The sequence below is a fragment of the Novosphingobium flavum genome, from assembly GCF_014230315.1.
Taxonomy (GTDB): domain Bacteria; phylum Pseudomonadota; class Alphaproteobacteria; order Sphingomonadales; family Sphingomonadaceae; genus Novosphingobium; species Novosphingobium flavum.
This window is the reverse complement of the sequence record NZ_JACLAW010000006.1, coordinates 126,547-149,015: the sequence shown is the minus strand read 5'-3', so window position 1 is coordinate 149,015 and position 22,469 is coordinate 126,547. Positions and strand designations below refer to the sequence as shown.

General features: G+C 59.6%; 16 protein-coding genes. 8 read left to right on the top strand and 8 right to left on the bottom strand.

Annotated features, from left to right (window positions below):
• Positions 1 to 5: 5 nt before the first annotated feature.
• Positions 6 to 857 (top strand): phytanoyl-CoA dioxygenase family protein, encoded by an 852-nt coding sequence (locus tag H7F51_RS09170; RefSeq protein WP_185663957.1) that lies wholly within the window; start codon positions 6 to 8, stop codon positions 855 to 857.
• Between the two features lie 312 nt (positions 858 to 1,169).
• Here H7F51_RS09170 and H7F51_RS09165 read toward each other — a convergent pair whose 3' ends face one another.
• From H7F51_RS09165 to H7F51_RS09145, 5 genes are all read right to left on the bottom strand, one after another.
• Positions 1,170 to 2,144: an amidohydrolase family protein gene (locus tag H7F51_RS09165; protein WP_185663956.1), complete on the bottom strand. Its 975-nt coding sequence runs from the start codon at positions 2,142 to 2,144 to the stop codon at positions 1,170 to 1,172.
• 131 nt (positions 2,145 to 2,275) lie between these two features.
• Positions 2,276 to 3,571, bottom strand: a complete 1,296-nt coding sequence (locus H7F51_RS09160; protein WP_185663955.1) for an MFS transporter — start codon at positions 3,569 to 3,571, stop codon at positions 2,276 to 2,278.
• Between the two features lie 64 nt (positions 3,572 to 3,635).
• Entirely contained in the window at positions 3,636 to 5,285 is a 1,650-nt protein-coding gene (locus H7F51_RS09155) for an arylsulfatase (protein ID WP_185663954.1), read from the bottom strand.
• Between the two features lie 111 nt (positions 5,286 to 5,396).
• Complete coding sequence (locus tag H7F51_RS09150) at positions 5,397 to 6,134, bottom strand: nuclear transport factor 2 family protein (protein WP_343061260.1); 738 nt, start codon at positions 6,132 to 6,134, stop codon at positions 5,397 to 5,399.
• An 18-nt stretch (positions 6,135 to 6,152) separates the two neighbouring features.
• A complete protein-coding gene (locus H7F51_RS09145) occupies positions 6,153 to 8,621 on the bottom strand; it encodes a TonB-dependent receptor domain-containing protein (protein ID WP_185663952.1) in 2,469 nt (822 codons plus the stop codon).
• Positions 8,622 to 8,809: 188 nt separating this feature from the next.
• Here H7F51_RS09145 and H7F51_RS09140 point away from each other — a divergent pair, with 188 nt between their 5' ends.
• Positions 8,810 to 9,808, top strand: coding sequence for a LysR family transcriptional regulator (locus H7F51_RS09140; protein WP_185663951.1), 999 nt, complete (start codon positions 8,810 to 8,812; stop codon positions 9,806 to 9,808).
• Positions 9,809 to 10,151: 343 nt separating this feature from the next.
• On the opposite strand, the gene H7F51_RS09135 is transcribed toward H7F51_RS09140, so the two are convergent.
• A complete protein-coding gene (locus H7F51_RS09135) occupies positions 10,152 to 11,039 on the bottom strand; it encodes a LysR family transcriptional regulator (protein WP_185663950.1) in 888 nt (295 codons plus the stop codon).
• Between the two features lie 96 nt (positions 11,040 to 11,135).
• Here H7F51_RS09135 and H7F51_RS09130 point away from each other — a divergent pair, with 96 nt between their 5' ends.
• From H7F51_RS09130 to H7F51_RS09105, 6 genes are all read left to right on the top strand, one after another.
• Positions 11,136 to 12,248: an S-(hydroxymethyl)glutathione dehydrogenase/class III alcohol dehydrogenase gene (locus H7F51_RS09130; protein ID WP_185663949.1), complete on the top strand. Its 1,113-nt coding sequence runs from the start codon at positions 11,136 to 11,138 to the stop codon at positions 12,246 to 12,248.
• Positions 12,249 to 12,272: 24 nt separating this feature from the next.
• On the top strand, positions 12,273 to 12,671 hold the full coding sequence (locus H7F51_RS09125) for a VOC family protein (protein WP_185663948.1): 399 nt from the start codon (positions 12,273 to 12,275) through the stop codon (positions 12,669 to 12,671).
• 642 nt (positions 12,672 to 13,313) lie between these two features.
• A complete protein-coding gene (locus H7F51_RS09120; protein WP_185663947.1) occupies positions 13,314 to 15,023 on the top strand; it encodes a tyrosine-type recombinase/integrase in 1,710 nt (569 codons plus the stop codon).
• 109 nt (positions 15,024 to 15,132) lie between these two features.
• Positions 15,133 to 16,692: an N-6 DNA methylase gene (locus tag H7F51_RS09115; protein ID WP_185663946.1), complete on the top strand. Its 1,560-nt coding sequence runs from the start codon at positions 15,133 to 15,135 to the stop codon at positions 16,690 to 16,692.
• Entirely contained in the window at positions 16,689 to 17,942 is a 1,254-nt protein-coding gene (locus H7F51_RS09110) for a restriction endonuclease subunit S (protein WP_185663945.1), read from the top strand. The genes H7F51_RS09115 and H7F51_RS09110 overlap by 4 nt, the downstream gene beginning before the upstream one ends.
• Before the next feature lies 1 nt (position 17,943).
• The gene (locus H7F51_RS09105; RefSeq protein WP_185663944.1) at positions 17,944 to 21,105 is read left to right on the top strand and encodes a type I restriction endonuclease subunit R; all 3,162 of its coding nucleotides are present in this window, start codon (positions 17,944 to 17,946) and stop codon (positions 21,103 to 21,105) included.
• Between the two features lie 23 nt (positions 21,106 to 21,128).
• On the opposite strand, the gene H7F51_RS09100 is transcribed toward H7F51_RS09105, so the two are convergent.
• A complete protein-coding gene (locus tag H7F51_RS09100; protein ID WP_185663943.1) occupies positions 21,129 to 21,671 on the bottom strand; it encodes a hypothetical protein in 543 nt (180 codons plus the stop codon).
• Positions 21,668 to 22,366, bottom strand: a complete 699-nt coding sequence (locus H7F51_RS09095; protein ID WP_185663942.1) for a hypothetical protein — start codon at positions 22,364 to 22,366, stop codon at positions 21,668 to 21,670. The genes H7F51_RS09100 and H7F51_RS09095 overlap by 4 nt, the downstream gene beginning before the upstream one ends.
• Between the last annotated feature and the right edge of the window lie 103 nt (positions 22,367 to 22,469).

Genomic DNA, 22,469 nt, shown 5'->3' with positions numbered 1-22,469 from the left:
AGGTAATGTTTAACCTGGACAATCTGAGACTCCAGCTGGAGCACAAGGTCGATGCTTTGGAACGTGACGGTGCTGTAATTCTCCGCAACGTCATCGAGCAAAGCTGGATCGATAAAATGCGAGATGCCATCGATGCAGTCCTCGCTCAAGGAAGCAATTTCTCCGCGGAGATGTCCGACGACGGTCCAGGACGCTTCTACGGTGATTTCTTCGTTTGGCGTCGCGATCCAGTATTCCGAGATTTTATCTTGAACTCAAATCTCGCCGAGATCGCGGCCGTGATGATGCGTTCGTCGAAGGTCAACTTCTTTTACGATCAATTGCTCGTCAAGGAGCCTGGGACGAGCGCCAAGACGCCTTGGCATCAGGATCTGCCATATTGGTGCGTTGACGGGTGGCAGATCGTTTCGATCTGGGTTCCTTTCGACTTGGCAACGCCCCACAACGGCGCCGTCACCTATGTAAAGGGCTCGCACCTATGGGGAAAATCGTTCCGCCCGAGATCTTTTGGCCTAGAACGGCGCGCCGTTGACGATTCGACCGCGCATATGGACGAGGCACCGGACATCGACGCGTTTCCGGAACAATACGAGTTTGTAACGGGTGTGCTTCAACCCGGCGATGTGTTTGTCCATCATGCCCGTACGCTTCACGGCGCTCCAGGCAACGCCTCCGGCTCGAATCGGCGCAGGGCGCTCGCCACCCGGTGGACTGGGGACGATGCATTCTTCAACGACCGACCAGGAAATTTCTTGCGCGGTGAAAAGTTTGCCTCATTGTTGCCGCTCGCGCCCAGTGAGGAAGGTGCTCCGATGGACAGCGATATCTTCCCTCGCGTTCTTCCCCGTACGGTCTGACGATGAGACTTCATCCAGTCGTGTATATGCGGACGCTGGCGCGTTCGGGTGACAGATAAACATGCTGTATACGTGTCTGGGAAATCTCAGACACGTATCAGACTATGGGCTCCGTGCGGTCGGAATTAGCGTTCATAAATCTCAGTTAAGCAGTTCCGATGCAAGGCAACTTAGACTAACTTGGTAGTAGGTAGAGGTAGTGGCCGCAAGCCAGGATAGGTGACAGTGCGCTATTCAGCTACGCAGCCAATTTTAACAATTTATTTGACGAAAAGCCGATAGCCCAAAATTAAAAGTTGAAACCCCTCTTCCTTAAAATAAGCCAAGCTCGTACACCTCGTTTGCGGTACGACTAAAAAGTCTTGACTTCTCATGTTCAGTCCAATTTGTTGTCACAATCTTGAATGCATTCCAAATATCATGGTATGAGCGAGACGTTATGCTCTCGATCGGAAAATTACTTTCAAACATACACCGTTCCGGCGTGAATATTTCAACACAGCTTTCTATGTGGTGACGCTCGCGTTCCGCAATGCCGGCCGCATCGGTGCCAGGTTGTTGCGGCTCAAATAACCCCACCTGAGGCATTCCGAAGCCGCCCACTTTGAGGTAAATGTTGTCGAATTGCGCAAGCTTGCGCAATTCGTCCTGCCATTGCCGAAACGCAGCCGGTCGATCGCGCGCATTACGACCTACCCCAACCGGTCCGCCGCCATGGTCAAGAATGATGCGAGTCGACCCTGCCTTCGCAGCTAATGCAGCCAATTGAGGAAGCTGATGCTGGAACAGCCACGCTTCGTAAGCAAGGCCAAGTCGGCCCAGTTCCATTACTCCAGCCTGGTAGTCGTCCTGAAGCATAAGATCGGACGCAGGATAGGGTCCTCGAACGGGCGGCAGTGCGGGATCATCGCTCCAAACCGTAGAGTCGCGCACTGCGCGGAACCGTCCGCCCCCAGCTGCAATGTGCGCTTCAAGCACCGGAACAACGTGCGCCCCGAGTCTGAGGTCGGCGTATCCTACAATCCCACAGCAAAGGCCCTTTGGCCCGAAATTGCCGCTGGCACTGAGTGCGGCCATGCCATTGACAAATTCTGTCTCGCCCACCGGGCGCAATTCTACCGGCCCAGTACCCTTGTATCCGGTCCCCGCCTCAACATGGACGCTGCCGACAACGTTGTGCCCCGAGCTCACATCGCTGACGAAATGGTCGAACATGTACCGATGCGCAGGTTCGCCGATAAAATGATGATGAGGGTCTACAATGGCGAGTTCCGGCTCTAGAGTCATCTTACGCGCATTCTCCGGATGCATAGTGTTGTACGCCTCGCAAGATGTCTGTGCCCGGGAAAGACCAGGCCCCAGCGCGGTGGCTGCCGAAAGCGTGAATATTGCCCCCCTGCGCGAATAGCCGCTCGTACTCACGTTCCGCTCCCCGGCTTCGCTCGCATGATGATCAGTGCAGTTGCCGCTATCAGGATGCAGGCCACGACATTAACCGTTGCCATGGCTTCGCCAAGATGTTGAGCTCCGCCAAATCCCTCTGACAACGCGCCTACGAGCGGAGGCCCGACCACTGACCCCGCCATCGCAATCATTGTGAAAAAGATGGCGCCCACTCGTGCCCTCAAGGGTTCGGGAGTGAACTCGTTGAACGCCGCCGCGGCGTAACCAATGAATGGTGCGAACAGCAGCATGGTGAAAGCAAACGTTCCGACGAAAATTGCTTGCGACGAGGAAAGAAATCCCAATGCGGAAACGGGTAACGCCAAGACCGTAACGAAGAGCGAAATCAGCACATAAGCGTTCGCAGAACCACGCTGGCGTAGCAGCACTGCCCCCCGCCCCGTTACAAAGCTACCCGCCACAGCCGCGACAGTACCCATGATCGCCATTGGTGCAGCAGCGCTAGCGCCGAACATTCGTTGAGCATGGGGCGCTGACCATAACTGGAGTGACACACCCACGATCGCCATAATCCCAAACAACACCAGCAGACCTACGATTCGCCGCAAATTCTGCGCGAGAAACGGTTTCAGCTTAACGCGGCGGGCCTCTGCCAATTGCTCGGACGATTGCCCCCCTCCGGGCAGAAGGAAAATTAGCGGACTAATTACGAGCCCGATCACGGCTGTCGATATGAAACCCGCCTGCCAGCGGTGCAGGATACCAATCAGGGGAACCTCTACTGTGCCGATGACTCCGAGGTGTCCGCCCATCAGCAAGGCAAGGCCGAAGCCCAACGAGCTTCCGGTGGCGTAGACGGCCATCGGAAAAGCGGCCTTCCGGGGTGGGAACATGGCACCAATTAATGCGAAAGCAGCCGGGGAGAGTGCCGCCTCTGCAATGGCCACGACACAGCGCGCCACAATCAGCCCCGCGACGGTCGTAACCAGCGCTGATGCAAGTGAGGCCAGCGACCATATCGCAACAGCGACAAACAGGACGAGGCGGCGGCCGAACCGATCAGCGATCCATCCCATGGGGAATGCCATTACCCCGTAGAAAATTCCAAAAGCAGGCCCCAGTAATAGACCAGCCGAAAAGTCAGTTAGCGTGAAAGCTGCCTTTATGGGCGTCAGCAGAACCGAAACCAGAAGACGATCAACCACTGCCACAACATAGAGTGCGAAAAGCAGAGCTACGGCAGCCCATATGGTTAGCAATCGAGCAGGCGATTCGCGATCTTCAGCGGCAGCGGGCGATTCCTGCCCCATATAATGCGTTCCTTCAGCTTCACATAACGGTGCCAGTGTGTTGTCTGGTGCTCGCCATCCACCCTTAGTGGGCAACTTGAGCTTCGCGCGCATAAGCTTCCCAGGCTTTTGCCATCAACGTCGCCCGTTCGGGGTATTGGCCCGACAGATCCCTTTGTTCCGCAGGATCGAGGTCCAGGTTGTAGAGTGCCCAGGTTGCGTTACCCAAAGGGGGTTGCAGCCGGAGCAACTTCCAGCTGCCCTGCCAGACCGCGCGCTGGCCATGCAACTCGAATGAGATCGTCTCGTCGGCAGAGTGCACTCGCGGCGCCTTGTTGTCGAAATAGGGCAACATGGACTTGCCCCTGATCGGCGCTACAGCGTGATTTTCTACGACATTGCTTGTCTTGATCGACGCTAGTTGGAGCATGGTAGGTACGACGTCCATAACAGTCGCAAAGGCCCGACCAAACCCGCGACGCTTGAGCAAGGTCGGCGCGGTGACAAACGCCGCAACGCGGGTTCCACCTTCGGCGGTGGTATTTTTATAAAGCCGATAGGGTGCCGAACCCGCCTGAGCCCAGTTCTTTCCGTAGAAAATCATCGATTTCCTCGAACCCATCGATGCGTAACTGTTGTCACTAGAAGCGATGAAATTTGCCATGACCGGAAGATTCGCAAAAAGCTCAGGACCTTCACCCGCAGGACCATTGTCCGAAAGGAAAAAGAATAGCGTATTTTTGTAGGCGCCATCTTTTTTCAGATTAGCGATCAATCGACCAACATTTTGGTCCATGCGATCCACCATCGCGGCGTAAATTTCCATCTTTCGTGATTCAATCTTCTTCTGCTCCGGCGTCAGCTTGTTCCACTCCTCGTCATCAGCCAGTGGCGCCGGAATGGTATTTTTAGCGACAATTCCCAGCGCCTTCATTCTTTCCAACCGCTGACGACGTAAAGCCGCCCACCCGCCGTCATACTTGCCTTTGTAGCGCGCAATGTCTTCCGGCAGCGCCTGCAAAGGCGAGTGGGGCGCGGTGTAGGTCAAATAGGCAAAAAAGGGCTTGTTACGCGGGCGGGCAGCTAGCTGCGCGAGCAGCTTGGAGGTGTAAGTGTTCGACGAATAAAAATTGGCAGGAGTGCCGACCTCAACGCCGTTCTCCGTGTAGTTGGCCCGCGAGCTCGGGTCATCTTCAGGCCCTTTGCCACCACCGAAATGATTTCCGCCCCCCTGTAGTAAGGCAAAGCTAGTATCAAAACCCCGGGCATGCGGATCTTGAGGGGGCTTAACCCCCAGGTGCCATTTTCCGGCCATTGTGGTGAAATATCCACCTGCCCGCAACCGCTCCGCCAAGGTGGCGACCCGGTTTGTGAGAACACCTTCATAGCCCCACCCGGAGGGGAAATTGGGATCTCCGCTCAACACCCGGGTTTCGGCCATCGCCCCCACTCCGGCGGTGTGATTGTCCGTACCAGAAAGCAACATAGACCGTGTCGGCGAACAGGTCGGCGCAGCGTGGAAGTTCGTCAAACGCAGGCCACGCCGAGCAAGGGCGTCGAGGTTCGGCGTACGTATTTCGCCGCCGAATGCCCCAAGATCTGAGAAACCCAAGTCATCGGCAACGATAACGACGATATTGGGCTGCTGCCTCGCTGGCGCCTGAGGGGCGGCTAGGGATACAGATGACGTGGTGGCTACCAATGTGGCACACAGCGCCTTGATTATCGGCTTCATAAAGGCTCCCTACCAACTTACGACATACGCACGACACCCAGCGGCCAACCGCTACAAAGCGGCCCCGACGCCGAACTCCGATTCAATCAGCCCCACCTTTTTACAGATATGTCAGTATTGTGGCGGAACGTAGCCAAGGCGGTCCTTCCACTCACCGAACCACCAGTCGAATTCCCCCTGGTAGGACTCATAAGGTTCCGGATTGACAGGAACAGGAGTTCGCTCATCGTCAGCGCTGTATGGATGATGAAACGTCGGCGGCTCCACCCCGGGGAAGTCAGAACGGTTTGGTGCTCCGGTCATGACTTCGCGGTAGGCATCAACTGGACTCTTGTAATAGTCAGTTCGAAGCAGTCGGAACCATTTCAGGTGCCAGATTTTCCATTTGCCGCTTTCCCTTATGAAATCTGCGGCATACTTACCCCATGCCCAATAAGTGCGGATTTCATTGTCGCGCGGGTCACCTGCTGCTTGGTCCCCTATGGTGGGCAGGATTTCAAAGCCAGGAGACCAGAACACCGCCTTGGCGGTTTGACCATCACCGGCCACCTCGATCATTGGGGTAGTCAGATGATGCTCCGTCACCGTACCCTTGCGGGGAACATTCATCACTTCTTCGAAGAGGTGGCGGAGTGCCTCTGGCCCCCGCCATACCCCCCAGTCCGAAATCTCAACGGACACGTCATCTCGCGTCATCGCGAAGACTTCGGACGATCGATTTATCTGCGCGGGCGTGTGAATGACCTCATAGCGAGCCATCACACTCTGTATCTCTTGGTATGCCCGTAGGCGATCAAGTTGACGCTCCAAGGTTACGAAGCGTGCTTCAATGCTCTCACTGTTATTCACGCGCAGCGCTCCGCTCAATTAGAAGGTCAGACGAGCCTGGACGCCATAACTGCGTTCCCGGTTGGACACGACCGGGATCCCGTCACGCGTGTTGGCGTCGTTTGACCGATTGAAAAGACTGTTTGCGGAGAAGTTCAGCACCCTCTTGTTGGTGAGGTTGTTGACGTATCCCGTAACGGTCCAGCGGCCGTTCGAGGGCCCGATACCAAGGCGCATATCGACCGTTGCGTAGGTATCGTTCCTGAAGAATGGATCAAGGTTGGCGTTGATGTTGTAAGGCCCGCTAACAAAGAGCGTCCCACCCAGCGTGGCCTGCCAGCCCTCGGCGAGATCGATTTTGAGGTCTGGGGTCAGCGAAACCGACCACGGAGATGCGAACGGGATGCGCCTGCCCGACAGATCCTGCGTGCAAAGACCTGCGGGCTGGCCAGTCTGCTGGGTGAATTGCTTGCCTTGAAGGGCATAGCAGGATGCACCGGCATAGTTACGATACGTTGCATCGAGTAACGAAGCGCCGAAGCCGACGATGAAATTGCGGGCCAATAGCACTCGACCATCAAGTTCGATGCCACGGTTGCGAGCCGCCGCCGCATTGCTTGTGACGAACGATCCCGAATTCGGATCAAATACGCTAACCTGAAGGTTTGTGACGTCGGTGGTGAACAAGGTCAGGTTGGCGGTCAGTCGGCGGTTGAACAGCTGGGTCTTCGCACCCAATTCAAAGGTCCGAGCCTTTTCCGAAGCGAAGATTGTCCGCGGAGGCGGGAAAGCGCCAAGGGGCGCGCCAAAAACAAAGCCCCCGCCCTTGAATGCCTGAGCATAGCGGCCGTACAGCATCACGTCGCCCTGCTTCCACTGGAGCCCGACTTCAGGATTGAAGTCGCTGTCATCGAAAGCAAGCGGAAGGTTGACATTGCCCGGGGTTCGCGGCCCGAACGCCGTATCGCCGACCCCAAGGGTAGCCACGCTATTGGACAATACAGCCCGCTTGCGAAGATCGGTATAACGGGCACCGGCGTTGACGGTCAGCTGATCCGTCAGATTGTAAGATAATGACGCAAAAGCCCCCAACGAACGTGCATGTTCGTCCAGATTTGCCCCAGGACTGGTACCAAGGGGCAAAAAGAGTTCATCCGTCGTATCGAGGTGGTTCTTCTGATAATATGCACCAATCATCCACCGGAATGACGATGTTCCCCGGGACGCCAACCGCAACTCCTGACTAAACTGTGTAAAGCTTTCTGGCCGGTGATCCTGAAAGAATGCGATCGAAGTCCCATCGATGTCCGCCCAGAAATCTGCCTTGTAGGCGATATAGCCCGTAGTGGAGGTCAGCGAGACTCCGCCCAGATCCGCATCGAGAGTTCCGGCAACGATGTTGGAATAAAACTTACGGTCATTGTTGTTATAAACTGGGAGCTTATTTAGACCTGCGCGGATCGCACCTGAGCTCAGCGGATACCCAGGCTGCCCGACATGGGCAGCATTGATCTGATTGATGAGTGCAACATAATCGAGGGTGCCAGCATTTTCCGTAACTCGATCAAGGGCAAAATTGCCAAGACCAGCAAGAGCTTGAACGGTGCACGGAGCAGGACGCCCGGTGTATGGTCCGGCAGCGGCGTATGGGGGAGACAGGGCGGCGCCGGACGTCTGCGGGTTTAGATCGCAGCCAACTGTCTCGCTCGCCAAGCCCGTGCCACGCACGTCCTGATGTTCGTACTTGAGCGTTGCGGTGATATTTTCAATTGGCTTCCATTCGGCGATCAACCGGGCGGCGATGTCCCGAGTGATGCCATTCTGCCGACCCGTTACAGCGTCAGGCTGATTCTGCCCCAGTTTGTAATATCGCGCCGCAGCCCTTACGCCGAACGTGTCAGTGAGTGGCCCGCCAAAGGCACCTTCGATGGACCCTTCCTTCGACGAGCCGTAGCTCCCCAGAACGTAGCCATTCCAGGTATTGCCGGGCTTGCGGTTAATGATGTTGATCGCACCGGCAATTGCATTCTGCCCGGCAAAGAGGGGCTGAGGGCCCCGCACAACTTCTACCCGGTCCGTGTCCAGAAATACGGATTTTGTCAGAACGCTGCGGCTATAGTAGATTCCATCGACAAACGTTGCCACCGACTGCTCGAATGCTGCGTTCCCACTGCCGCTGCCGACGCCGCGGATGTTCACCATTTGGCCGGTAGCCGTCTCAGCGAAACGCAGCGACGGCACAAATGAACTGAGGTCCTGAACCTTTGCAGAGCCGCTGCTCTGAAGTGCGTCCCCCCCGACGGCCGCGACGGATACGGGAACATCCTGAAGGCGTTCAACTCGACGGGTCGCCGTCACCACAATGTCAGCGAGCTGATCGGGATTGGGCTGGGTCTCCGATGAGCTCGATTGGGCTTGGGCGGGTGCGCCGTTGACCTGTGCGGATGCTGAAGTCGCAACCGCGCCAGCAGCGGCAGAAGCGAGCAAAATAGACGCAAATTTCCTCACGATTGTATTCCCTCTCCGTAGACCATTTTAGCGAGGACATCTTGTGCCGGACGCCTCGCTCTCTGGTTATCACGGGGGAATTTGCCCGCTCAGCATAACGCTGGCCAATGATTATACTGGACTCTGCTATCCATTTATGGATAACCGCTGTCGCGCCGGGCAACGGCAGAACCTGTTGGAGTGCAAACATGTCCTATGGGCGCCTGTTACACCGCGTGAGTGAACTGCTCAAAGTGCGGGCAATTGTGGTTGCGGGTAGCTTCAATCGTGCCGCGACGTCCTTGTTCCTGTCGCAACCGGCGCTCACGCGCCGCGTCCGTGAACTGGAAACCGACCTTCAGATGGAATTGCTGATCAGATCTGCCAGCGGCGTGATTCCAACCTCGGCTTTCAACGAAATCTCGGCTCACCTGAATCAGATTCACGACAGCGTGATGAAACTGGGCACACTACTCGATCAAATTGCACTGGATCACCAAACCCGAATTCGATGCGGCGCGACATCTCTCGCCTCCAGCGCCCTCCTACCTGACGCACTCGACCTTTTGGGAGAGAGGGCCAATCTAACGTTCGAAGTTGTTGACGGTGGATTCGATGATTTACTCGGGCGTTTGGCCCGGCGAGAGATTGAGGTCGTTCTGGGCCCAGCGTTGAGCGGAAAAATCCCAAGCGATTTAAAGGGCGAGTCCGTTTGCTCATACGAGATCGGCCTATTCGTACGCCCCGAAGATCTCGATGGCATTAAATCAGTGCGATTAGAAGATCTTTCTGACAACAGTTGGCTTGTTCCTCCCCGAGAAAGCAAAGCATTTTTAGATGTTGTCAGAATTTTCGACGAAGCAAATTTGAAACTTCCGCGAAAACTTATCTACGCAAACAATATAGATTTGATACATAGGGTCCTCAAAAATCGAAATGTATCTGCGTTCGCTCCGGTTCCTATGTTTGAAAAGGAAGTAGCAGACGGATCACTTGTCAACGTAGAGCCAAAAGGCGCGAGCATCCAAGGCGAAGTGATCTTGTATACCCATCGCTCTTCCGTCGAAAACAATCGCCTGAAAGCCTTTTTTGACGCTGTACGTCGGGTAGCGATGAATTCGCCGGGATTCGTCGCACTTGCTAAATCCATCCCAGGCCAGGCAACGATGCGACGCGCGCGCACCTCGACACCCATCTCGCGGAGCTAAAGCGTCCGAGAAACCTAGGCTTCAGATAATGCCATCGTGTCTGGCAAACTTGAATAGTTCATCCAACGTCGCGGGATCGACACAAAACTCCAAGGAATGGGCCAGAGCCGCAGAGCGCATCATTGTCCAAAGTCAGCAGGTCTATTCGATATATGTGTTCTCCTTCGAACATGATCCGGTTTGCCCAGCTGCTCCTGGAACTGCCTAGATACGGCTCACCATAACCTTCTTAAGAGCGCCGGTTGCCTCCGCAGACTCTTCCAAAGGGCTGTAGCGGTCAATCGATCAGCTTTAGAGCGCGACGCAGTCTGTTGGCCACTCACATACCAGTTGCCACTGGTCGTCAGTTTCGTCGATTCATTGCTGCGGCAAGCTCGTTTTTGAGCGCCTCTATGGCATGTTGAAGTTTGGGGAGTAGATGCCGGCGTTGCGGATAGACCGCCCAAATTGGCTCATCAGGTGCTTGGACCTCTTCGAGAACGAGTTCCACCATGCCACGCTTGAGAAATGGAAAAATATAGAAATCGGGCAGCTGGCAAACCCCCATGCCGTCGATGCATGCCTCAATTACCGCATGGCCGCTATTGCAATGGAATCGACCCGCAGGGCGATAAAGAAATTCTCGCCCGTCTATTTTGAATTGCCATGTTGCCGCAGTACCAATGATGCATTCATGCGAAGCGAGCGCCCCAATTTGATCGGGTCGACCCCTGCGCGAAAGGTAGTCAGGAGCGGCACAAGTGTGCAGCGTTCTTGACGCGACCGGAACCGCCACCAACCGCGGATCGTTTGTGCTCCCCGTCCGTATGGCAAGATCGAAGTCCTCTGCAACCATATCAATGACCCGATTGGTGAGCTCTATCGTCAGGCTTAGCCGGGGATGCTGCATCGCAAAGCGGCGGAGGATCGGTGCGACAAATCTTTCTCCCATTGCAGTCGAGCATGTCACGCGCAATTCGCCGTGGGGCTCTCCCTTTTGACCGACTAATGCGAAGGCCTCGTCACGTTCCTGAACAATGCGCTCGCAACGTTCAAGAAACCCGCGCCCTGCGTCTGTGAGCCGCACTGTACGAGTGGTGCGATGAAAAAGCTGGGTATCAAGGCGACGCTCTAGCGCCATTACCGCGCGGCTAACATGCGTGGGAGACATTCCGATCAGGTTGGCCCCTCGGGTAAAACCTCCAGCGTTCGCCACTGCGACAAACTCGTCAATGCCTTCCCAACGCGTCATTATAACTCCAAATGGCAAAGTATATTGTCAAACTAGCATATTAACACTCTGTAGGGATAATGATAGCTCGCCGCACTTCCCTTTTGGAGAGCAATGATGAAGACTCGCGCCGCCGTCGCATTCGCGCCCAAGCAGCCGCTCGAAATCGTCGAGCTTGATCTGGAAGGCCCCAAGGCCGGTGAAGTGCTGGTCGAAATCATGGCCACCGGCGTGTGCCACACCGATGCCTACACGCTCGACGGGCTGGACAGCGAAGGGATCTTCCCGTCCGTCCTTGGCCACGAAGGGGCGGGCGTTGTGCGCGAGGTTGGCCCCGGCGTTACCAGCGTAAAGCCGGGCGATCACGTGATCCCGCTATACACCCCAGAATGCCGCCAGTGTAAGTCGTGCCTCTCGGGCAAGACCAATCTGTGCACCGCGATCCGCGCCACCCAGGGCAAGGGGCTGATGCCGGACGGTACCACGCGCTTCTCCTACAAGGGACAGCCGATCTTCCACTACATGGGCTGCTCGACCTTCTCGAACTTCACCGTGCTGCCCGAAATCGCGGTGGCTAAGATCCGCGAGGACGCGCCGTTCCAGTCGAGCTGCTACATCGGCTGCGGCGTGACCACCGGAGTCGGCGCGGTGATCAACACCGCAAAGGTCCAGGTCGGCGACAACGTGGTGGTGTTCGGGCTCGGCGGGATCGGGCTCAACGTGATCCAGGGCGCGCGGCTGGCCGGTGCTGGCCGGATCATCGGCGTCGACATCAACCCAAGCCGTGAGGAATGGGGCAAGCGCTTCGGCATGACCCACTTCCTCAACTCGAAGGGCCTGAGCCGCGAGGAGACCGTCGCCAAGGTGGTCGAACTGACCGATGGCGGCGCCGACTACACCTTCGACGCCACCGGTAACACCGAGGTCATGCGCACGGCGCTCGAAGCGTGCCACCGCGGCTGGGGCACCAGCATCATCATCGGGGTGGCCGAGGCCGGCAAGGAGATCGCGACCCGTCCGTTCCAGCTCGTGACGGGCCGCAACTGGCGCGGCACCGCGTTCGGCGGGGCCAAGGGCCGCACCGACGTGCCCAAGATCGTCGACATGTACATGACCGGCAAGATCGAGATTGACCCGATGATCACCCACGTCATGGGGCTGGAGGAGATCAACACCGCCTTCGACCTGATGCACGCCGGCAAGTCGATCCGCTCGGTCGTGGTGTTTTGAGTTTTAACGCAAGGGAGAATAGTAATGGCTGATCCAGTTATCTCGGGTAACGAAGTCTTTTCGCACGCCTGCTTGGGTGCAAACGACCTCGACGTCTCGACCGCATTCTATGACGCCGCGCTGGCGCCGCTGGGCGTGAAGAACATGGGGCCGTTCGGCGAAACCGTGGTTCTCTACGGCAAGGACAAGCCGGCCTTCCTCGTGCTCAAGCCGGGCAATGGCAAGGCCCCGTCGGGCAACGGCGTGACGCTTGGCTTCGCCGCCGCCACTCCGGCGCAGGTCGATGCCTTCCACGCAGCCGGCCTTGCCGCCGGTGGGACCGACGAAGGCGCTCCAGGCGCTCGCAGCCACCTGCCCGGCGCCTACGCCGCCTATTTGCGGGATCCGGCCGGCAACAAGGTCTGCTCGTACACCTTCGTCTGACAGAGCTGGTCATTGAATAGGTCAGCGCCATTCAATCTCATGACGGCATTGGTACGTTGTACGCATTTTTCCGCCGGAATAGGCAACACCATGGCGATCTCGCTCTGCGTGAATGAACAGCCAGTCAGCGCGAAAATGTTGTGGTATCGATTGGGGCTGACCTGTCCTCATATTTACGCTCTCAACTAGCCCACGTAGCATCCCCGCACGTCTATCTATCTAGTCGCGCGGCGAGATCCGCCGCTTTCGGCCTGTAATAGGCTTGAATCGAAAAAGACTTGTGCCCGGTGATCGCGGCTAGGTCCAACACGTTGGACAACTTAGGGGCCATTTTCGACGCAGCTTCTCGGCGGCTGTCGTGGAAGTGAATATGCGACAAGCCGGCGTCGCGCCTTTCCAAGAAGCAGGTGAGCCGATCGTCTGCCGACATCCGGCCTTTTCCAGACGATCTGTTGGTGCTAGTAACGACTTCGGCGATTTCCTTCCGTCAATTTGCGATGGAAATCAGCTGCTTGGGAGCCCTCGAAGTTTCCTCTTCTGGGCACCATTACCCCTCTAAGGGGTTGATTTTGGGGGAAATCCCCGGATATCGCTACTTTTCAACCGCTCGGTCGTACACTTACTCGTACACCGAGGCATGAGATGAAGGTAGTGGTGTCGTACCTCCAAACCGAGAAGAGCGGTATTCTCAGCTACCGCCGCAAGTTCCCCAAGGAGCTCGTGCAACTTATCCCGAGCTCCAGTCCGACTGGTAGAGGCCGGATCGAATACAAGAAGTCGCTGCACGCCAGGTCTCTGAACGAACCCGGGGCCATGGACCGATACCGCGCTGCCGAGCGGGACTTCGAAAACATCGTCGCTGCCGCGAGAAAAGCAGAGGTCGCCGGACACAAACGAGCGTTGGGCAACTACGACGAGCTCGATGCGCCAACGATTGCCATCTTGGCCGAACGCTACCGGGTCGAAGCCCTGGCATCTGACGACGCCCGGCGTCGCGACCCAGAGGCAAAGGCGCTCGCGGCTCTTGGATCAGACGTGGCCCGGCAGGTTGGCTTTGAGCTGCCCGAAGTGTCTGCCGCCGCCAAGTGGACCCAGAGCATCCGGCTCGCGCACTCGGCCATACGGGAAAGCGCCCGCACGCTAAGAGCCACGGGTGACGAACCGGGCATTATCAGCGCCTGGGGCGACCTTGCCATGTCCATGGCGTCGGACTGCGAACTGGAACTGGAGCCGGGCGGAACCTCTTTCCGAGACCTGTGCTCGGCCCTGAACAACGCGGCGGCAACCGCTCACGAAGAAGCCCTGCGGCGCCTGGACGGGGACGATGTGCCTACCCCTCCGATGCCTGAACTCCCGCAGACGAAGAAGGGAAGCGCGACGCCTTCAGGCCGGATCAGCTTGCTCGACCTTTTCAACCAATATGCAGCGGTTCCCGGCAGGCATCCCAAAACGGTGGCCCAGTGGCGTCCCTACGTCATCCATCTGGCTGAGTTCGTCGATCAGGCCGACGTGCAATCCATCACCCACGACCAGCTCGTGGCATGGCGCAATCACCTACGAGACGAGGTCAAATTTCGCGGTCAGCCCCTCTCGGCGAAGACGATCAACGGCAGCTATCTTGGTGCGGTGAACGCCTTGTTTGCATGGGCTAAGGGCGACAACCTTATTCCCCGCAATCCGGCCCTGGAAGTTACCCCGGTAAAGCTGCCCGCCAAGCCCAAGACGCGGGGCAAGGCGTTTACCACCGAGGAGGCCCTGACGATCCTGCGGGCTTCCCTGGTGCCTGCGCAATCGAGAGAAGGCCAGGACCTCCGCAATGCCAAGCGGTGGTGCCCCTGGCTCATGGCCTACTCGGGCGCCCGCGTGAACGAGATCACTCAGCTCCGTAAGCAAGATGTCTTCCAGGATGAGGGCGTGTGGGTGATGCGGATCACCCCTGACGCTGGGACCGTAAAGACCAGGACCTTCCGAAACGTGCCACTGCACAGCCATCTGCAGGAGCAGGGCTTCCTGGACTTCGTCGCAGCTCATCCGGACGGACCGCTCTTCTACAACCCTTCCAAGCGCCGTAGCGACAACGCCATAAACCGTCAGTCGAACAGGCTGGGGTCGAAGCTGGCCGAATGGGTGCACTCGTTGGGGATTGACGGCGTGAAGCCCAACCATGCCTGGCGCCACCTATTCTCCCACCTGGCCGTCCGCCATGGACTGGATCGAGTGGTCACCAAGGCAATCACTGGGCACGCATCGTCAGACGTCCACGACAAGACCTATCTCGAAGACCTTCCGAACCTTGTCGACGTGTTGTCGCGCGAGCTGGAAAAGATGCCGCGCTTCCTGGAAGTTACCTAAGGCCTCGCCGAGTTCATCGGGCGCGATCGAAGACCGTTGCCGCTGTCGTCGAGAACATGTTTAAGGTTGCGAGACTATCAGGGCGTGCTCTTCGCCCAGGGGGATAATTGTGTCAGTCGATCTTCAGGACCTCTCGCGCCGCCTCTTCCAGACGGCCAACCAGCTCTGGACCAACACGGCGCTGCGCCCTGACCAGTACGCCCAGCCGGTCCTGGCGCTCATCGCCCTGCGGCAGATGGAAACGAAGTTCGACACCGTCCACGAGGAGTTGGCGCAGAGCTTCACGGGCCGCCTCAAGCCCACTCCTGGCGACTATCAGGGCCGGGGGGCTGTCTACCTGCCCGACCATGCCCGCTTCTCCTACCTGCTGGGCCTGCCGGAGACGGAGAACCTCGCAGACGCCCTCAACGCGGCCATGAAGGCCATCACAGAGCACAACCCGGACCTGGCGGGGGTGATGCCCCAGGGCTACGGATCGTTGCCCAACAGCGTCCTGAGGGAGCTCCTGCGCCTCCTCCAGCCCCTCCAGATCACCGGGGACGCCTACGGGCTGATCTTCGAGTATTTCATGGGCGAGTTCGCCTCGGCCTTCATGCAGAAGGGCGGGGAGTATTTCACGCCGTCGTCGATCGTTAAGCTGATCGTGGAGGTGATCGAGCCCTACCACGGGACCATCTTCGATCCCGCCTGCGGCTCGGGGGGCATGTTCGTCCACTCCGCCGAGTTCGTCCGGCGCCACCACAAGACCCCGTCGCGCGAGATCAGCGTGTACGGGACCGAGAAGATGGCGGACACCCAGAAGCTGTGCCGCCTGAACCTGGCGGTCCATGGGCTCTCCGGCGACATCCGCGAGGCCAACAGTTACTATGACGACCCGCACGGGATGGTGGGCAAGTTCGATTTCGTCATGGCCAACCCTCCATTCAACCAGTCGGAGGTGGACCGCTCGCGGCTGGTGAACGAGGCAGGCAAGGTCGACGCCCGGTTCGCTCTGGGCATCCCCACGGTCAACAATGCGAACTATTTGTGGATCGGGCTGTTCACCGCCGCGCTGAACGAAACCGGGCGGGCTGGGTTCGTCATGGCCAACTCGGCCTCGGACGCGGGCGGAAACGAGCGGGACATGCGCCGCAAGCTGATCGAGAGCGGAGCGGTGGACGTGATCGTCACCACCTCGCCCAACATGTTCTTCACAGTGACCCTGCCGGTGACCCTGTGGTTCCTCGACAAGGGCAAGGCGAAGGGGCCTCGCGCCGACGAGGTGCTGTTCATCGACGCTCGCCACATCTTCCGCCAGATCAGCCGCGCCCACCGCGACTTCACGCCCGACCAGATCGAGTTCGTGGCCAACATCGTCCGCCTGTGGCGCGGCGAGGAGGAGGAGCTGGATGGCGGCAGCGGCCCCCGGATGACCGAGACCTTCGGCGACGATGGCTACAAGGACGTCCCCGGTCTGTGCAAGGTAGCCAGCCGGGCCGAGATCGCCGCACAGGACTGGAGCCTGAACCCTGGGCGCTATGTGGGCGTGGCAGTGGGCGAGGAACCGGACGACGAGGACTTCAAGCTGCGACTGGAGGCGCTGCAGGAGGAGCTGGAGGGGCTGAACGCCGAGGCGGCACGACTGCAGGCGGTAATCGCTCAGAACGTGGCCGAGGTGCTGGAGGCATGAGCGGTTGGCCTATCGTGGAACTTGGGGGGCTGGCAGTCTTCCGCAATGGCCTGAATTACTCGTCCGCTGATGCGGGAGTAGGTCTGGCTGTTGTGGGCGTGTCGGACTTTAAGGATAACTCTTTCGTCGACTTCGCCAGCCTTGATGAGTTGGCCCCATCGGCTCTCGCGACGGAGGATGCGCTCGTTCGCCGCGATGACATCCTCTTCGTCCGATCGAACGGAAATCGCGAGTTGATCGGTCGGTCGCTCCTGGTATCGCATGATCCACCTAAGCCGACGTCGCACTCTGGGTTCACGATCCGGCTGCGCTTTCATGATCATCGCGCCGATCCTCGTTTTTTCGCCTACCTTTTGCGGGGCGGGACGGTGCGACGCCATCTATCAAGTCAAGGCGGCGGCACGAGCATCAACAACCTGAACCAAGGTATTTTGTCGAGGATGGAGGTTCCGCTCCCACCCCTCGAAACCCAACGGCGCATCGCGTCGATCCTCGGGGCCTATGACGACCTGATCGAGGTCAACCGGCGGCGGGTGGCGGTGCTGGAGGAGATGGCGCGGGGGCTATTCGAGGAGTGGTTCGTCCGCTTTCGCTTCCCTGGGCACGAGACTGCGCCTTTGGTAGATACCACCGACGGGAGTCTTCCTGCAGGCTGGCGAAATGGCACCCTCGGAGACTTGGTCGACTTCCGCAGGGACGGTACACAGCCCGGTGAACACCTCCAAGGCAGGGCCTATGTGCCTATCGAGTGTATCGGTCGGCGCACTTTGGTGCTCGACGAGGTGCGGCCTTGGCAAGACGCTCAGAGCAGTCTCCAGCTCTTTGAGAAGGGCGACATACTTTTCGGGGCGATGCGAGCCTATTTCCACAAGGTGGCTCCTGCCCCCCTCGCAGGCGTGACACGATCCACCTGCTTTGTGCTTCGCCCCCGCGAACCACAATTTGCCGCGTACGCTCTGATGCAGCTCTTTCAGGATGATACGGTTGCTTATGCCGCAGCGCATTCGAAAGGGTCCACAATCCCATACGCGCAGTGGGGCGGCGTGCTGGAACGCATGTCTTGCGCGGTCCCTGACCTGGGGTTGGCCGAGAAATTCCAGGCTGCTGTCCAGCCAATGATCGACCTTCTGGAGGCAATCTGGGCTTGCAACCACCGGCTCGCCGCCTCGCGTGACCTCCTGCTCCCCCGGCTGATCTCCGGGCAGCTATCCGTCGAAGTCGCCGAGTGCGAGCTACAGGAAGCTGCCTGACATGGCCCCGTCGCTGACCGGCATCATCGCCTCCGAGGACGGCATCGTCGAGCAGCCCGCCCTGGAGCTGCTGCAGGAGCTCGGGTGGACGCCCATCAACCTCATGGACGAGGTTCCAGGGCCAGCGAACCCCACGGGGCGGACCAGCTTTCACCAGGCCTGGCTGCCCGCCCGCCTGCGAGCCGCTCTGGCCAAACTCAACCCCGAGCTCCCCCTGGACGCCCTCCGCCACGCCGAGGTCGAGCTGACGCGGGACCGCTCGGCCATGCTGCCGCTCCATGCCAACCGCGAGGTGCTGTCGCTGCTGGTCGACGGCGTGCCGGTGCAGGTGCGGCGCGAGGAAGACGGGAAGTTCGAGGACCTGCTCGTCCGCGCGATCGACTGGCAGGACGTTGGCGCCAATGACTTCCTGGTGGCCAGCCAGGTGTGGATCGACGGCGTGCTCCATCGGCGGCGTCCGGATACCATCGGCTACGTCAACGGCTTGCCGCTGCTGTTCGCCGAATGGAAGGCCCCGACCAAGCCCCTCGCCGACGCGCACGAGAAGAACTTGCGCGACTATCGGGACACGGTGCCCCAGTTGTTCGACGCCAACGGCTTCGTGATCCTCTCCAACGGGATCGACACGGTGATGGGGGGCAGCCACGCCCCCTTCGACGTCTTCGCGCCCTGGAAGAAGCTGGAGGAAGGCCAGCCGGACGATCCCAGCCTGGAGACGATCCTCAGGGCCACCTGCGAGCCCTCGCGGTTCCTGGACCTGATCGAGAGCTTCCTGCTGTTCGACGACGCCCGTGGCGGGATGCGCAAGGTGGTTGGGAAGTACCACCAGGTTCTCGGCGTCAACCGCGCCATCGAGGCCGTGCAGCGGGTCAAGGAGAACCAAGGCCGCCTCGGGGTATTCTGGCACACGCAAGGCAGCGGCAAGAGCCTCTCGATGGTGATGTTCTGCGAGAAGGTCCTGCGCCGACTGGGGGGTAACTACACCTTCGTGATCATTACCGACCGGACCGAGCTGGACGACCAGATTGCGGGGCAGTTCGCCTCGGCGGGGGCTCTGACGAAGAAAATCCACGAGGCCCAGGCGGGAAGCCGAGCGCACCTGCGGGAGCTGCTGGCGGGCAACGAGCGGTACGTCTTCACCCTCATCCACAAGTTCGGCACCGAGGACCGGGAGCCCATGCCGGTGCTCTCGGATCGCTCGGACATCATCGTGGTGACCGACGAGGCCCACCGCAGCCAGTACGACCAGCTCGCGGCCAACATGAGGGCCGCCCTGCCCAACGCGGCCTTCATCGGTTTCACCGGGACCCCGCTGATCCAGGGCGAGGAGAGCAAGACCCGCGAGGTCTTCGGCGACTACATCTCGATCTACGACTTCGCCCAGTCGGTGAAGGACGGGGCCACGGTTCCGCTCTACTACGAGGCCCGCAAGCCCGAGCTCCAGCTCAACGCCGACGAGCTCAAGGATGAGCTGGAGGCCTTGCTCGACGAGGCCATGCTGGACGAGGAGCAAGAGAAGAAGCTCAACCGCGAGTTCGCCCGGCAGTACACCTTGCTCACCAACCCTGACCGGCTCGACAAGGTCGCCGATGACGTGGCGCTGCACTTCGCCATGCGCGGCTATCGCGGGAAGGCCATGTTCGTGGCGATCGACAAGGCCACCGCTGTTGGCATGTACGATCGGATCAAGGCTGCCGTCGCCAAGCTGATCAAGGTGGACGAGGAGCGGCTCAAGACCGCCCACGAGGCAGAGGGCGCCGCCATCGCCGAACGGCTGGTGTGGCTGCGCGAGCTCGACATGGCCGTCGTGGTGTCCCAGGGACAGAACGAGATCGACGACCTCAAGAAGAAGGGTCTCGACATCCTCCCGCACCGCGAGCGGATGCAGAAGGAGGACTTGGAGAGCAAGTTCAAGGACGCCAACGATCCGCTGCGCCTGGTGATCGTCTGTGCAATGTGGGTCACCGGTTTCGACGTGCCCACCATCGGCACCGTGTACCTCGACAAGCCGATGCGCAATCACACCCTGATGCAGACCATCGCCCGCGCCAACCGCAAGGCGGAGGGGAAGACCTCGGGCGTTATCGTGGACTATGCCGGGGTGTTCCTCAACCTCCAGAAGGCCCTGGCGGTCTATGCCGGGGGCGGCGCAGGTGGAGACCCGCCGATCAAGAACAAGGACGCCCTCGTGGCAGCCTTGGAGCAGGCGCTGGAGACCGCCAGGAGCTACGTCCAACCGCACGGCATCGACGCCCAGGCGATCCTCTCCGCCAAGGGCCTGGAGCGGCTCAAGCTGATCAACCAAGCCGTCGAGGCGACGGTCGCCCCCGATGATCGTCGCCGGGAGTTCCTGCGCCTCTCAGGAGCCGTTTCCAAGGCCTACAAGGCCATCCTACCGGACGAACGGGCCGCCCCCTATCTCGGGCCGGTTGCGGTCTTCCACACCCTTGCAGACGCCGTCAGGGCCAAGCTGGGTCCGGTGGACATCTCTGCCGTCGCCGACCGCATCGCCGAGCTCCTCGACGAGAAGATCGAGGGGGTGGCGATCCTGACCCCGATCGTGGAGGGCACGGCTGCCGAAGGGCGGGTGGACCTATCGGGCATCGACTTCGACAAGCTCGCCGACCTGTTCGCCGTCAGCCCCAAGGTCACCGCCGAGCGACTGAAGGACGAGGCCGAGGACAAGGTCGCCGCGATGGCCGACAAGAACCCCACCAGGGTCAAGCTGGTCGAGCGGCTGGAGAAGCTCGTGGCCGAATACAACGCGGGCTCTATCGACGCCGAGAAGTTCTTCGCGGCCCTGAAGGACTTCATCAGCGACCTCGACGAGGAAGAGCAGCGAGCGGCCCGCGAGGGACTCACTGACGAAGAGCTGGCCATCTTCGACTTGCTCACCACCCCTGATCCCAAGCTCTCCAAGAGCCAGGAGCAGGAGGTCAAGCTCGTCGCCCGTAAGCTCCTCGAACGGCTGCACGAACTGGTCGACGCGGTCGACTGGGTGCGCGGCCAGGAAACCCGAGGCGCCGTGTGGTCAGAAATCCGGGTGAAGCTCAACAGCCTCCCGGAGGACCCGTACCCGCAGGAGCTGTGGGACGCGAAGGTCAACCAGGTGTGGGACTTCGTGCTGCGGCGGTACGGTGAGGGGCCCAGGGCGCCAAGCTGACCCGGCCAGTGGGCACACAGCGCCTACTCTTCGTCATCATCATCGTCGTAAAGATAATGGACGGGTCCAGTCCTGAACACGACCCTTCGAGGCCCTGACTTGTTCTTTGGGCTGGCGGCGGGCTCGTTGGCTACGCTTGGCGGCGCGGGAGGAACGGCCTCGTCATGGTCCGGCTCTCGTTCGTCGGGTGGGACCCACTGATCCACGCCATCTTCCGGCTGGGCGACATAGGTCGGGTCAAACTGAGCCCACCACTCCATGATGAAGGCTTCGCGTTCCTTGCCGATGCCGCGAATGCCGCGGCAAGCCAGCAGCACGCCCTGGTGCATCTCCATGAGCCCGAAATCCTCCCCGGGTATCAGACCGGCCGCGTGGAGCTTTTGGAAGACGAGGTCGACGTCCAGCATGGACATGCGGACCAAGACGGACAGGTGCTCGTTGGCCCTCGCGGCTTGGTGGACGCGGTCGAACTCGTCCAAACCTCCGGGGAAGCTGCGGGTCACAGCCTCGCGCTTGACCACGATCGAGTAGAAGCTGACGTAGAGTGGCGGCTGGGCATCAGTCATTGGCCGATCCCCGTGTTCGAGGATAGCCGCAGGTCCGGGCGGATCGCGTACATCCAGCCATCATCGCCATCACGCCCTGGAAACGGCGCGACCCCAAGGGTCGAGCGGTAGTGTCGCATCATCGCCTCACGACGGCGGGTAAGGGATCGCTCGTACTGAGCGCTGGCCTTGCCTTCGTACTCCAGCGGGAACGCCTTGAGGACCAGCAGGCTCCGCTCTGTACTCAAGTCGACGAGCGCGTTGGCGGCCAGCGCGAAGCGCCTGCCGTTGGAGAACGAAGGACACATCCAGACACGGGTCAGTTCGAGAATGGTTCCGCAATCCGAGACATCGGACACGTTCTCCCAATGCTCCAGAATCACTTCGGCAAGTTCAATGCGCCCAGCGGACAGCGCGTCCGCCCAGTCAATGAACTGGCGGTTGCTGATGAGGGGCTCAGGGCGCATCTCGGTCAGCTTGAAGCTGCCCGCGTGACAGCCGTCGACATGAAGTGTCGCTTCCAGCAATCGTTCGCGAACGCCAGGGTGGTCAGGGTCACCCCGCCAGCGAGAACGGCGAAAGCGCAACTCCAACTCTTCTCGATCACCAAGTGTGCTCAGGGTCGTCTGCGGACGGAAGTGCGTCCTTCCGAGCACGGCATCTTCGCCATTGCGCCGGATGCGATCATTCGTTGCTGGAAGTGCTGTGCAGGCCATGGCTTGGCGCTCCTTGGTTGAGCGCGTGATGCCACAGGGGCACCCGGAGCCGTGGTTGAGAACCTACGCTGCCACGCGGTTAGATGGCGGTCCAGAGATATTT

Bases quoted from the DNA above. Each gene is read 5' to 3' on its own strand.
- H7F51_RS09170 (WP_185663957.1), top strand. From the start codon at position 6: ATGTTTAACCTGGACAATCTGAGACTCCAGCTGGAGCACAAGGTCGAT.
- H7F51_RS09165 (WP_185663956.1), bottom strand. From the start codon at position 2,144: ATGACTCTAGAGCCGGAACTCGCCATTGTAGACCCTCATCATCATTTT.
- H7F51_RS09160 (WP_185663955.1), bottom strand. From the start codon at position 3,571: ATGGGGCAGGAATCGCCCGCTGCCGCTGAAGATCGCGAATCGCCTGCT.
- H7F51_RS09155 (WP_185663954.1), bottom strand. From the start codon at position 5,285: ATGAAGCCGATAATCAAGGCGCTGTGTGCCACATTGGTAGCCACCACG.
- H7F51_RS09140 (WP_185663951.1), top strand. From the start codon at position 8,810: ATGTCCTATGGGCGCCTGTTACACCGCGTGAGTGAACTGCTCAAAGTG.
- H7F51_RS09135 (WP_185663950.1), bottom strand. From the start codon at position 11,039: ATGACGCGTTGGGAAGGCATTGACGAGTTTGTCGCAGTGGCGAACGCT.
- H7F51_RS09130 (WP_185663949.1), top strand. From the start codon at position 11,136: ATGAAGACTCGCGCCGCCGTCGCATTCGCGCCCAAGCAGCCGCTCGAA.
- H7F51_RS09125 (WP_185663948.1), top strand. From the start codon at position 12,273: ATGGCTGATCCAGTTATCTCGGGTAACGAAGTCTTTTCGCACGCCTGC.
- H7F51_RS09120 (WP_185663947.1), top strand. From the start codon at position 13,314: ATGAAGGTAGTGGTGTCGTACCTCCAAACCGAGAAGAGCGGTATTCTC.
- H7F51_RS09110 (WP_185663945.1), top strand. From the start codon at position 16,689: ATGAGCGGTTGGCCTATCGTGGAACTTGGGGGGCTGGCAGTCTTCCGC.
- H7F51_RS09105 (WP_185663944.1), top strand. From the start codon at position 17,944: ATGGCCCCGTCGCTGACCGGCATCATCGCCTCCGAGGACGGCATCGTC.
- H7F51_RS09100 (WP_185663943.1), bottom strand. From the start codon at position 21,671: ATGACTGATGCCCAGCCGCCACTCTACGTCAGCTTCTACTCGATCGTG.
- H7F51_RS09095 (WP_185663942.1), bottom strand. From the start codon at position 22,366: ATGGCCTGCACAGCACTTCCAGCAACGAATGATCGCATCCGGCGCAAT.